This is a genomic window from Streptomyces sp. AP-93 (assembly GCF_022808175.1).
GTDB lineage: Bacteria > Actinomycetota > Actinomycetes > Streptomycetales > Streptomycetaceae > Streptomyces.
The window spans coordinates 297544-309652 of the sequence record NZ_JALGBX010000001.1 but is presented as its reverse complement, the minus strand read 5'-3'; the positions used below and the strand labels follow the sequence as shown (position 1 = coordinate 309652).

Genomic DNA, 12109 nt, shown 5'->3' with positions numbered 1-12109 from the left:
GAAGTTTACGTGGCCTTCTCGGTCCGGGTCGCCGCGGCCTCGAGTACGTGCTCGGTTTCGACCCGGTCCTGGGCCCTGCGGCGGTCTTCGAGGACCGCCGTCCAGGCGTTCCGGCGGGCGCCGCTCATGAGCAGCGACTCCAGGCCGCGGACGGCGTCGGTGAGGGACGGAATGGCGATGGCGCGTACGGGCGCGGCCTGCATGGTGTCGACCCTTTCACGGAGCTCACGTCGGGGGTTGCCAAGCGTGTGTGCGGTGCGTCGAACAATCGTCACTGACTGGTGTTACCAGGGCATGACCGACTGGTCAAACAGTGATGAAACCTTGATGCGGCCCACCAGGACTCTCGCTAGAAAGAGCCTAGGGGCCGCATCGGTGCGGTGTTACCCGTAAGTAAGACTTTGTGCGGGAGTTCACATACCGCCCGCACCACGCGCCTCGCGCGCCATGCACGCCTCACGCGCACCTGGCACTCAGACCGTCGCGCGCTTCTCCATCGCCTGGGTGTAAAGACGTCCCGCGCGGTACGAGGAGCGGACCAGCGGGCCGGACATGACTCCGGAGAAACCGATCTCCTCGGCTTCCTGCGCCAGCTCCACGAACTCGGCCGGCTTCACCCAGCGCTCGACCGGGTGGTGGCGCGGCGAGGGGCGCAGGTACTGCGTGATGGTGATGAGCTCGCAGCCCGCCTCGTGGAGGTCCTTCAGCGCCTGGCTGACCTCCTCGCGCTCCTCGCCCATGCCCAGGATCAGGTTGGACTTGGTGACGAGGCCGTAGGCCCGCGCCCGCGTGATGACGTCCATCGAGCGCTCGTAGCGGAAGCCGGGGCGGATGCGCTTGAAGATGCGCGGCACCGTCTCGATGTTGTGGGCGAAGACCTCGGGGCGGGAGGCGAAGACCTCGTCCAGCAGCTCCGGGACCGCGTTGAAGTCCGGGGCGAGCAGCTCGACCTTGGTGTGCCCGCTCTCGCGGCCCGCCGTCTGCTCGTGGATCTGGCGCACGGTCTCCGCGTAGAGCCAGGCTCCGCCGTCCGCCAGGTCGTCGCGCGCGACGCCCGTGATGGTGGCGTAATTCAGGTCCATGGTGACGACGGACTCGCCGACGCGGCGGGGCTCGTCGCGGTCCAGCGCCTCGGGCTTGCCCGTGTCGATCTGGCAGAAGTCACAGCGCCGGGTGCACTGGTCGCCACCGATGAGGAAGGTGGCCTCGCGGTCCTCCCAGCATTCGTAGATGTTCGGACAGCCGGCTTCCTGGCACACCGTGTGCAGTCCTTCGCCCTTCACCAGGGCCTGCATCTTGGTGTACTCGGGACCCATCTTCGCCCGCGTCTTGATCCACTCGGGCTTGCGCTCGATGGGCGTCTGGGCGTTACGGACCTCTAGGCGCAGCATCTTGCGTCCGTCGGGTGCGACTGCGGACACGACCGGCTCCCTGTGACTTCGATTCTTCGGCGCCCACCAGGGTACGCCCGTAATTTCATACGCTCTTCACTCGGCCAACCTGCGGGCGGCCCGACCCATTCCCCGGCGTCCCCCCGGGATCAGCCCGCGGCAGGCTCTATCTCCCGCGGGCGCAGCTCGGCCTGCTCCAGCACGTCCTTCAGGTGCCGTTCGATCACCGGCAGCACCTCGGCGATGGTGATCTCGCGGCCCAGTTCGTACGAGAGCGAGGTCACACCGGCGTCCCGGATCCCGCAGGGGACGATCCGGTCGAACCAGGTGTTGTCGGGGTTCACGTTGATCGCGAAGCCGTGCATCGTGACGCCCTTGGCGACCCGGATGCCGATGGCGGCGAGCTTGCGGTCCTCGCGGCGCTGGCCGGCGTTGGAAGGCGCGTACTCGGGGCCGTTCAGGCGGGCGTCGAACTCCTCGTCGTGCAGCCTCGGGTCGAAGTCCAGCGAGAGGCCGCCGATCTTCGGGCGCTCCTCCACGGGGTCGCCGAGCACCCAGACCCCGCTGCGCCCCTCGACGCGGGTGGTCTCCAGGCCGAACTCGGCGGCCGTGCGGATCAGCGCGTCCTCCAGGCGGCGGACGTGGGCGACCACGTCCACGGGGCGGGGCAGCTTCATGATCGGGTAGCCGACCAGCTGGCCCGGGCCGTGCCAGGTGATCTTGCCGCCGCGGTCCACGTCCACGACGGGCGTGCCGTCGAGCGGGCGCTCGCTGTCGGCGGTACGCCGGCCGGCCGTGTAGACCGGCAGGTGCTCCACCAGCAGGCAGGTGTCCTCGATCTCGTCCGCGAAGCGGGCCGCGTGCACCCGGCGCTGCTCTTCCCAGGCCACCGTGTACTCGACGGCCTCCGGGCCGAAGCCCAAGCGGACAAACCCAAGCTCAGCCACCGCGGCGCCTCCTCGTTGAACCTGCCGACGAACTTGCTGTGTGCACCTATCGCACCAGGCAAGGGTACGGCGGCCCCCGCGGGCCCCGTCAGCCGCCCGTCCCGGACACCGCCGAAGGCCCGGGATCCGGGGGTCCGGGGAGCTGTTTCGGCCGCCTGCGGCCCTTCGGCGGCCGGTCCGGGTCCTCGTCCGCCCGGGGCAGCCGGCGGTGGCCCTCGGAGTGGTCGTTCACCCAGCCGCAGACCCCGCACGCGTAGCGCCCGTCGAGCCCCGCGATGTAGGTCCCGCACCGCCGGCACTCCGCCTCGGTCAGCTCGGGCGCTGCCGGCTCGGGGACGTGCGGCGGGGCCGTGGACTCTGCGTGGCTGCCGTCGCCGTCGGGGCGCTCGCAGCTGCCGGGGTGAGGCTCCCCGGTGGGCCGGCGGGTCATGGGGCGCAGCGTACGCGGGTGGAGGGGGTCGGTCCGTAAAGAGACCCACCGGTTCTGCACACGATCGGATGAATGTGGGACAGAGAGGGCGGTCCGGGCAAGGTTCGCCGCTACATTCACGCCGTTCGTCCGGAGACCGTGAGCGATAACAGACCGGAGTCCCGGCCCTGTAACAGGATCCCCTCCAGCAAGGAAGGGGCTTTCAACCCGCGTGGTTGAGGGCCGCCGTTACCAGCACCAGCCAACAACACATGTGTGGAGGTGAACGAAAGTTGGCTACGTTCCACGTAGGCGAGAAGACCCACCAGTCCGTGCTTCCTCAGCGGGCTGCTCTGGAATTCGAGTCAGCAGACACCCCCCGGATCGGGGACGAAACGGGACTCGAACACCGTGCTCGTGCGGTAACCGGCGTGGAACATGTGCGAGGGGAGACCACCGATGCTTCACCTGGCATCGACGGCGTCACCCCCAACCGTGAGGTTGGGGAGCAGGCCCGTGAGGGCCACCCTGTCGTGTTCGTCCTGGACAAGCACGGCTTACCACTGCAACCGACCACACCCGCCAGAGCCCGCAAGCTCCTCAAGCAGGGCCGCGCCGTCGTGGCCCGGCACACCCCGTTCGTCATCCGGCTGAAAGACCGCACCTCAGACCAGTCAAAGGTGGACGGCGTGGAACTCGGGATCGACCCCGGCTCCAAGCACACCGGCCTCGCCGTGTTCACCGCGAAGGACGGTGAGCGCCGTGGCCTGTACGCGGTCGAGCTAGCCCACCGGGGTGGCCGGATCCGGGACAAGCTCACTGCTCGTGCCGCCTACCGGCGCGGCAGGCGTTCACGCAATCTGCGCTATCGCGCACCCCGCTTCTCCAACCGCACCCGCCCGAAGGGCTGGCTCGCCCCGTCGCTGCGTCACCGCGTGGACACCACCATGTCGTGGACCACCCGGCTCGCACGCTGGGCACCCGTACGCGCGGTGCACATCGAGCGCGCCGCTTTCGACACTCACGCTATGTCCCACGGCGGACCCCTGGAGAGAGCCGAATACCAACACGGCACCCTGCACGGCACAGAAGCCCGCGAGTACCTGTTGGCCAAGTGGGGGAGGGCCTGCGCCTACTGCGGTGCTACCGGAGTGCCGCTCAACATCGACCATATCCACCCCAAGAGCCTGGGCGGCAGCGACCGCATCTCCAACCTGTGCACCGCCTGCATCCCCTGCAACGAGAAGAAATCCAACCACCCCGTCGAAGACTTCCTCAGGAAATCTCCACGCCGGCTGGCCCGCATCCTCGCCCAGGCCAAAGCCCCACTCCGCGACGCGGCAGCCGTCAACGCCACCCGCTGGGCCCTTTGGCACGCCCTCGACGCCACCTTCCCCACGGTGCGCACCGCATCCGGTGGCCGCACCAAATGGAATCGGCAGCGGACCGGCACCCCGAAGACCCATACCCTCGACGCCCTCTGCGTAGGCGAGCTCGACACCGTCACCCGCACCCCGGCCCATGTCCTTGCGGTCACCGCAGCCGGGCGCGGCAGCTATGCCCGCACCTGCCCCGACAAGTACGGGTTCCCTCGTCTGCGCCTACCCAGGCAGAAGCAGTTCTTCGGCTACCAGACCGGAGACCTCGCCCGCGCCATCGTCCCCACCGGCAAGAAGACCGGCACCCACACCGGCCGCATCGCCGTCCGCTCCAACGGCAACTTCAACATCAAATCCGCCCACGGCCTCATCCAAGGCATCCACCACAAACACTTCCGCCTCCTCCAACGAGGCGACGGATACGCCTACACCGCCCGGCGCGAAGGACCCACCGGCACCAGATGACCGTCATCGACAAAGCGAAGAGACCTCCGGCGCTCCGCACCTCTGCCCCCAAGGATTCGCTCCCTCCCCCAGCTCAAGCAGGGGTTTCCACGAAAGAAATCCGATGACGGAACGACCTGCCCAGCGTGTCCCCAACCGGCAACTCTCGGCGCTGATCGCCGAGGCCGGTTTCTCCAACGCCGGGCTCGCCCGCCGTGTCGACCAGCTCGGTCTGGAGCACGGTCTCGATCTGCGGTACGACAAGACCTCCGTGACCCGCTGGCTGCGCGGGCAGCAGCCGCGCGGCACCACGCCGGCGCTGATCGCGGAGGTGTTCACCCGGCGCCTGGGGCGGCGGCTTTCGGCCCAGGACCTGGGCCTGGACGCGTGTGCCCCGGTGTACGCGGGGCTGGAGTTCGCGGCCACCCCCGAGGAGGCCGTCGACATCGCGAGCGGGCTCTGGCGCAAGGACTCCGGTTCGCACGCCGAGCTGCGCAAGATCGCCTTCACCCCGGCCGGGCTGGTGGTGCCCAGCCGCGACTGGCTGATCGGGCGCGCCGACGAACGGGTCGGCCGGGGCGCGGAGCAGGCCGCCGCGCGCGTTCCCGAACAGAGCCGCCCCGAACACAGCCGTCACGAACACAGCCGTCCCGAGCAGAACCGTCCCCTGCCCGGCCGGGCCTCGGTGCCCCGGCAGCGGCAGATCGACCGCGGGCCCGGGCAGCGGGTGACGGGCGGTGACATCGCGGCGCTCAGATCGGTGAGCGAGCTGTTCCGCACCCTGGACCACGCCTACGGGGGCGGCCATGCCCGCCAGGCCCTGGTCCGGTACCTGGAACACGAGGCCGAGCCGATGCTGCGCGGCACCTACGGGGAGACCACCGGGCGCCGGCTGTTCTCCGCCGCCGCCGATCTGACCCGGCTCGCGGGCTGGACCTCGTACGACATCGCCGCGCACGGGCTCGCCCAGCGGTACTTCGTCCAGGCGCTGCGCCTGGCCCAGGCCGCCGGGGACCGGCCGTACGGGGCGTACGTGCTGATCACGATGAGCCGGCAGGCGGTCTACCTCGGCCACGGCCGGGAGGCGGTGCAGCTGGCCCGGGTGGCCCAGCAGGGCGTGGGCTCCGGGCCGCCGCCGGTGGTGCAGGCGCTGCTGCACTCGGCGGAGGCGCGCGGGCACGCGGTGCTCGGGGAGGTCAGGGCGTCGACGGCCTCGCTGGTGCGGGCCGAGCGGGCGCTGGGCGCGGCCCGGCCGGGGGACGACGTACCGCACTGGGCGCGGGACTACGACGAGGCGCAGCTCGCGGACGAGTTCGGGCACTGCCACCGGGACCTGCAGCAGTACCGGGCCTCGGCGCAGCACGCGGAGCGGTCCTTGCAGTTGCGGGCGCCCTCGTACGCGCGGTCACGGCTGTTCTGCCGGGTGGTGCTGGCCACGGCGCGGCTGGGGCTGGGCGAGTTGGACCAGGCGTGCGCGCTGGGCGCGGAGGCGGCGCAGCAGGCGAGTGAGATGCGGTCGGTGCGGGCGGTGGAGTACGTACGGGACTTCGAGCGGCGGCTGGAGCCGTACCGGGACGCGTCTGCGGTGCGGGGGTATCGGGACCGGGTGGCCGCCTTGTCGTGACCCTGCGGGTCGGCGGGGGAGGTGGCTGCGCCCCCGGGGCCGGCGGGTGGCTGCGCCGTGGTGCCCCTGCGGGTCCGCTCCCGGGGCTCCGCCCCGGACCCCGCGCCTCAAACGCCGGCGGGGCTGATTTTGCCCTGCGGGCAACCAGCCCTCCGAGGGGGGTGGTTGCCCGCAGGGCGACGCAGTACCGCACAGGAGGGGTGGTTGCCCTCGAGGCGAAACGGCCCGCGAGGTGGGTGGTTGCCCGCAGGGCGACCCGGGCCCCGAGGAGAGTGGTGACCGAAGGGCGACCCGGGCCCCGAAGAGAGTGGTGACCGAAGGGCGACCCGGGCCCCGAAGAGAGTGGTGGCCGTAGGGCGACCCGGGCCCCGAAGAGAGTGGTGGCCCGCGAGGGTGTGTGGGGGCGGCGGGGTGGTGGGTGGTGGGGTCAGGCTGCCAGTGGGAGGGCGGCTTCCGGGGTGGACGGGACGGGGATGCCGAAGTCGCGCAGGAGGGCGGCTGCGGCGCGGCGGGCCGAGCGCAGGGCTCCCTCGACGGTGTTGGTGTCCCGGTGGTCGCCGCACACGTACAGCCCGGCCAGGACCCGGACGGTGCGCCGGGTGTCCTGCGGCGGCGGCATGGCGGGGACGGCCTCGGGGGTGTGGTGGACGGCGAGCAGCTCCCAGTCCCGGGTCGCGGTCTCGTAGAGCCGGGCCAGTCGCGAGGCGACCGTCCGGGTGGGCGGCGGCGGGCCGAGCACGGTGGTGGTGACCAGGCTGCGGCCGGCGGGCGCGCGCGTCGGGTCGACCGCGCTCATCACCGCGGTGTGGGCGACGGGCCAGTCCGGGTCCCCGTCCAGGAGCAGCGAGCCGTCCCAGGCGAGCGGGGTGGTGGTGGCGTGGTGCATCACGGTCACCTGGTGGAAGGCGGGCACGCGCAGGCCCGGGAGCAGTTCGGCGGCGGCCCGGGCGCCGGTGGCCAGGACGGCGGAGCGGCAGCTGAAGTCGCCGTGTTCCTCGGTGGTGACCAGGTTGGTGGCGAGGGAGCGGACCCGGACCCCGGTCCGTACGGTGCCGGGCGGCAGCGCGGCGGCGAGCAGTGCGGGCAGGGTGGCGGCGCCGCCCTCGGGTACGGCGAGGCGGCCGCGTGCGAAGGTGCGCAGGGCCAGGTCGGCGACCCGGCTGGAGGTGGTGAGTGCGGGGTCGCGCAGGAGCGCGGCGAGGAGCGGGCGCAGCGTCGTACCGAGGCTCCTGGAGCTCAGGGCGGCGTGCGCGGTGCGCTCGGGGCGGGCCAGGAGGCGTTCCTCGGGCAGGGCGGCGAGGCGTGCGAGAGCCGCGCCGATCCGGGCCTGGTCGAGGGAGCCGCTGGTGAGGGCGCGGGCGCGGGTGAGGGCGCCGGCGCGCAGCGTTCTGCCGTCGCTGTGGACGAGGGCGCCGGGCGCGAAGGGCTTGAGGACCAGGTCTTCGAGGCCCGGGGTGCGGGCCGGTTCGGTGTAGGCGGTGTTGAGGAGCTGGCCGATCCGGTCGAGCCGGAAGCCGTCCACGGTCTCGGTGGCCATCCGGCCTCCGGGGTCGTCGGCGCCCTCCAGGACGATGACCGTGACTCCGGCCGCGATCAGGTGGTGCGCTGCCGCGAGTCCGGAGACTCCGGCTCCTACGATGACCACGTCCGCATGGTGTGCGTGTGCGCTGTTGAGCACGTGCCCCTCCCCGAGGTCGGCCCGGCTGTGTGGGGAACCTCCTTCCCCCAACGGGCTCCAGCGGAACCCGAGTTGGGTGTGCCATTACGGGTAATGCGGTCAACTCCGGTCGCACGGCGGTCGCATTCGGCTCACGGACGGTCGCAGGTGTGCGCCCCGGCGCTCCCCCCTGGAGCCCGGGGCTTTCAGGCCTGGCGCGCCGGGGCTTTCGGGCCTGGCGGCCCCGGGTCGTTTCAGGCCTCCAGTGCGGCCCTGATCGACTCCTCGATCCCCGGGTACCGGAAGACGAACCCGGACTCCAGCAGCCGGGCGGGACGCGCCCGCTGACTGCCCAGCACGTCCTGGGCGAACTCCCCGAGCACCACGCGCATGACCGGCGCGGGCACGGCGAACACCGTCGGGCGGTGCAGGACCCGGCCCATCGCGGCGGTGACCTCGCGGTTGGTCAGGGGTTCGGGGGCGGTCAGGTTCACCGGCCCGGCCAAGGCCGGGGTGTCGATGATGTGGCGCAGGGCGGCGATCTCGTCGTGCATCGAGATGTACGACCAGTACTGGCGGCCGTTGCCGAGGCGGCCGCCGATGCCGGCTTTGAAGATGGGGAACAGCTTCCCCCAGGCCCCGCCCTCGGCGGCGACGACCAGTCCGGTACGGGCGAACACGGTCCGGACCCCGGCGTCGCGGGCGGGCGCCGCGGCGGCCTCCCACTGCACGCAGACCTCGGGGAGGAACCCCTCGCCGGCCGGGGAGTCCTCGTCGACCGCCCGGTCTCCCGTGTCTCCGTAGTACCCGACGGCGGATCCGCAGACGAGCGTCGCGGGCGGCTCGTCCATGGCGGCGACGGCCGAGGCGATGGCGGCGGTGCCCTTGACCCTGCTGTCGCGGATCTCGCGCTTGTAGGCGGCCGTCCAGCGGTGGTCCCCGACCCCGGCCCCGGCGAGGTGCACGACGGCTTCGCACCCGGCGAGCCCGGCCGGGTCCACGTACCCGCGCGCCGGGTCCCACCGCGCCTCGCCTGGGCCGGCCGGCTCCCGCCGCACGAAGCGGACCAGCTCGTGTCCGTCGGCCTTCAGTGACCGCCCGAGGGCGCTGCCGATGAGCCCGGTGGCACCGGTGACTGCGATACGCATGGCCCCATCTTGGCAGCGGGCCCGCACCGACGGGGGCGCCGGGCCGCCCGGAGCCGCGCCGCTCGGGCGCGGGCCGCACACCCTCCGGCCGTACGCTCCCGGGCCGCACACCTCCGGGCCGCACGCTCCCGGCAGGGGCCGCCGGGCCCAGGCCCGAGCCTCGCACTCCCCGGCCGCGGAGGGAGGCACGCCGGGGGGCGGCGGCGGGCCGGGCACCGGCAGTGGACCGGAGTCTGCGGCAAGCCCCTCAGACGGCGGCAGGCCATTAGATGGCGAGCCCCCGTCAGGCGGTGGGCGGCTTGCGGGGTGGGCGCGGAGGCGGCGGCTGCGTCAGGTGGCTGCGCCCAGCCAGGTGCCCACCGCGTAGGTCACCGCCATCGCCAGGGCTCCGCCGGCGACGTTGCGCAGGATCGCGCGGGCCGCGGGCGCCCCGCCCAGCCGTGCGCTGAGCACCCCGCACAGGGTCAGGGAGAGCAGGACCGCGACCACCGTCACGGGGACCCGCTGCGACGCCCCCGGCAGGACGATCGCCAGCAGCGGCAGCAGCGCCCCGACCGTGAACGCCACCAGGCTCGCCGCCGCCGCGTGCCAGGGGTTGGCCAGTTCGTCGGGGTTGATCCCCAGCTCCACCCGCGCGTGCGCCCGCAGCGCGTCCCGCTCCGTCAGCTGCTCGGCCGCCTCCCGGGCCACGGGCTCGCTCAGCCCCCTGCCCACCAGCAGCCCCGTCAGTTCCTCCAGCTCCGCCTCCGGCGACTCCTCCAGCTCGCGCCGCTCCACGTCCAGCGCCGCCTTCTCCGAGTCCCGCTGGGAGCTGACCGACACGTACTCCCCCGCCGCCATCGACAGCGCGCCCGCCAGCAGCCCGGCGACGCCCGCCGCCAGGATCGCCGTCCGCGAGGTCGTGGCCCCCGCGACGCCGACGACCAGGCCCGCCGTGGAGATGATCCCGTCGTTCGCGCCGAGCACCCCCGCGCGCAGCCAGTTCAGCCGGGTGCTGATCGCCGCGCTCTGCTCCGCCGCGCCGTGCTCCGCCGTACCATCCGCTTCCGTCACGCCACCACTGTCGCGGCCGCCGCCGGAAGGAGCCACCCGGCGTGCGCGCTTTCGGCGCCGGGATAAGGGTGGAGGGGTGAGACGCCTACGCGAGGAGCCGGGCTGGCTGCGCGGGGCGCCGCCGCCGCGCTGGGCACGCCTCGCGCCGGCGGTGGCCCTGGTGGTGCTGGTGTTCGTGCAGCGCATCACCCCGGGCGACGTCGAGCTGGGCTACTTCCTGGCCGGGCTCCCCCCGGTGGCCGCCTTCGCCTACGGGGCCGCCGGGACGGCCGTCTTCGCCGGAGTGGTGCTGGTCCTCATCGGCCTGCCCTCGCTCGGGATCGCCCACGCCCGGGGGTCCGACCTCGCGACCGTCGCGGTGATCGGCCTGCTCAGCGTGGTGGTCGCCTGGGTCCGAAAACGCCGCGACGCCCAGCTGGTGAGCGTGCGCACCGTCGCGGAGGCGGCGCAGCTCGCGGTCCTGCCGCCCGTCCCCGAACGGGTCGGCGCGGTCGGCTGCGCGGGCCTCTACCGTGCGGCGCAGCACGGCACCCTGGTCGGCGGCGACCTGTACGACGTACGGGTCGGCCCCTACGGCGTGCGCGCGCTGGTCGGTGACGTCCAGGGCCACGGCCTGGCCGCCGTCGGCACCGTGGCCTCGCTGCTCGGCGCCTTCCGGGAGGGGGTCCTGGACGACGCGGAGCTCACGACGGTGGCGGCCCGGCTGGACCGGCGGCTGCTCGCGGACTCGGCGGCCGAGTCGGTGGCGCACGCGGAGCTCTTCGCGACGGTGGTGCTGCTGGAGTTCCCGCCCGGACTGGACCTCGTACGGATCGTGTCGTGCGGGCATCCCCCGCCCCTGCTGCTACGGGGTTTCACGGTCTCGGAGGTCGACGTGGACCCGGGGCCTCCGCTGGGCCTGGGCCTGGCCGGCCCCACCCCGGCGGCGCCGGCCGAGTTCCGGACCCTCCCCGGGGACCGGCTGGTGATGTACACGGACGGCGTGACCGAGGCCCGCGACGCGGCGGGGAACTTCTACCCGCTGGCCGCCCGCGTGCCCGTACTGGCGACGGATCCGGCGGGGCTGGCCCCGGCGGTGTGGCGGGACCTGCGGTCCTTCACCGGAGGCGGGCCGCGCGACGACGTGGCCCTGCTGGTGCTGTCCCTGTCCCCGGAGCGGGACAGGGCTCGGGGCGGGGCGGCGCACGGCGGGGCGCGGGGCGGAAGGAAGCCCGGCCCCGGCGCGCGGTGACCATGCCGTACTGATCACATGACCAAACGATGACAATCACCCATTTGGGTCAATTTCCGTGTTTTGCTCGGGTCTTCCAGCCCTCCGAGCACGGAATTCGAGGCCCCTTCGATGCGCGCACCGTACAAACACAACCAGCGGATCACGGCCGTCGTCGCGGCGGCCGGAGCCGTCGCACTGATCACCGGCGCGATCGTGTTCGGCCTGGCCGGGGAAGAGGCGGTGGCGGAACCGGATTCGGCACCCAACCAGCAGGTCGGGGCCCCCGCCCCGCTCCAGGTGGGCTCGGCCCTGACGCGCGCCGCCGAGGACGGGGGCAAGGTCGTCAACCTCACCCTCGACGACGGCCCGGACCCGAGGTGGACCCCGAAGGCGCTCGGACTCCTCGAGGCACACGGGGCGAAGGCCACCTTCTGCCTGACCGGGCCGAACGCGAAGAAGCACCCGGACCTGGTGAAGGAGATCATGGACGCGAAGCGGATGATCGACGAGGCGAGCGGCTCGTCCCGCATCTGGTACTACCGCGCCCCTGGTGGCGCCTTCACCCCCGAGAGCCGCGAGATCGCCGCCCGCGGCGGCATGGCCAACCTCGGCTGGAACGTCGACCCCGGCGACTTCAACCGGCCCGGCGCGGACGAGATCGTCAGCGCCGTACAGGAGCAGTTGAAGACCAAGGGGCCGACGATCCTCATGCACGACGGGGGCGGCGAACGCTCCCAGTCCGTCGAGGCCCTCGAAAAGCTGCTGCCGTGGCTCAAGGAGCAGGGCTACGACTTCAGCTTCCCGAAGATCCCCGAGGCGGGCTGAGCCCTGCCGGCCCGCCCGC

The 12109-nt window shown here is 72.8% G+C and carries 11 protein-coding genes; 4 read left to right on the top strand and 7 right to left on the bottom strand.

What is annotated here, in order from left to right:
* Positions 1-5: 5 nt before the first annotated feature.
* The 4 genes from MTF69_RS01420 to MTF69_RS01405 all read right to left on the bottom strand — a co-directional run bounded on the left by MTF69_RS01420 (position 6) and on the right by MTF69_RS01405 (position 2768).
* A complete protein-coding gene (locus MTF69_RS01420) occupies positions 6-203 on the bottom strand; it encodes a hypothetical protein (RefSeq protein ID WP_243329800.1) in 198 nt (65 codons plus the stop codon).
* Positions 204-473: 270 nt separating this feature from the next.
* A complete protein-coding gene (gene lipA / locus MTF69_RS01415) occupies positions 474-1421 on the bottom strand; it encodes a lipoyl synthase (protein ID WP_243329798.1) in 948 nt (315 codons plus the stop codon).
* Positions 1422-1540: 119 nt separating this feature from the next.
* The gene (lipB, locus tag MTF69_RS01410) at positions 1541-2338 is read right to left on the bottom strand and encodes a lipoyl(octanoyl) transferase LipB (RefSeq protein WP_243329797.1); all 798 of its coding nucleotides are present in this window, start codon (positions 2336-2338) and stop codon (positions 1541-1543) included.
* A gap of 88 nt (positions 2339-2426) precedes the next feature.
* Positions 2427-2768 (bottom strand): hypothetical protein, encoded by a 342-nt coding sequence (locus tag MTF69_RS01405; protein WP_243329796.1) that lies wholly within the window; start codon positions 2766-2768, stop codon positions 2427-2429.
* 410 nt (positions 2769-3178) lie between these two features.
* Here MTF69_RS01405 and iscB point away from each other — a divergent pair, with 410 nt between their 5' ends.
* On the top strand, positions 3179-4591 hold the full coding sequence (iscB, locus tag MTF69_RS01400) for an RNA-guided endonuclease IscB (RefSeq protein WP_243329795.1): 1413 nt from the start codon (positions 3179-3181) through the stop codon (positions 4589-4591).
* A 103-nt stretch (positions 4592-4694) separates the two neighbouring features.
* Positions 4695-6194 (top strand): regulator, encoded by a 1500-nt coding sequence (locus MTF69_RS01395; protein WP_243329794.1) that lies wholly within the window; start codon positions 4695-4697, stop codon positions 6192-6194.
* Between the two features lie 427 nt (positions 6195-6621).
* Here MTF69_RS01395 and MTF69_RS01390 read toward each other — a convergent pair whose 3' ends face one another.
* From MTF69_RS01390 to MTF69_RS01380, 3 genes are all read right to left on the bottom strand, one after another.
* Positions 6622-7872, bottom strand: coding sequence for an FAD-dependent oxidoreductase (locus MTF69_RS01390; RefSeq protein WP_243329793.1), 1251 nt, complete (start codon positions 7870-7872; stop codon positions 6622-6624).
* 233 nt (positions 7873-8105) lie between these two features.
* A complete protein-coding gene (locus tag MTF69_RS01385) occupies positions 8106-8999 on the bottom strand; it encodes a TIGR01777 family oxidoreductase (protein WP_243329792.1) in 894 nt (297 codons plus the stop codon).
* A gap of 330 nt (positions 9000-9329) precedes the next feature.
* Positions 9330-10052, bottom strand: a complete 723-nt coding sequence (locus MTF69_RS01380; protein WP_374321926.1) for a VIT family protein — start codon at positions 10050-10052, stop codon at positions 9330-9332.
* 76 nt (positions 10053-10128) lie between these two features.
* Here MTF69_RS01380 and MTF69_RS01375 point away from each other — a divergent pair, with 76 nt between their 5' ends.
* Together MTF69_RS01375 and MTF69_RS01370 are read left to right on the top strand one after the other, a co-directional pair.
* A complete protein-coding gene (locus MTF69_RS01375) occupies positions 10129-11283 on the top strand; it encodes a PP2C family protein-serine/threonine phosphatase (protein ID WP_243329791.1) in 1155 nt (384 codons plus the stop codon).
* 111 nt (positions 11284-11394) lie between these two features.
* A complete protein-coding gene (locus MTF69_RS01370) occupies positions 11395-12090 on the top strand; it encodes a polysaccharide deacetylase family protein (RefSeq protein ID WP_243329788.1) in 696 nt (231 codons plus the stop codon).
* Positions 12091-12109: the final 19 nt, after the last annotated feature.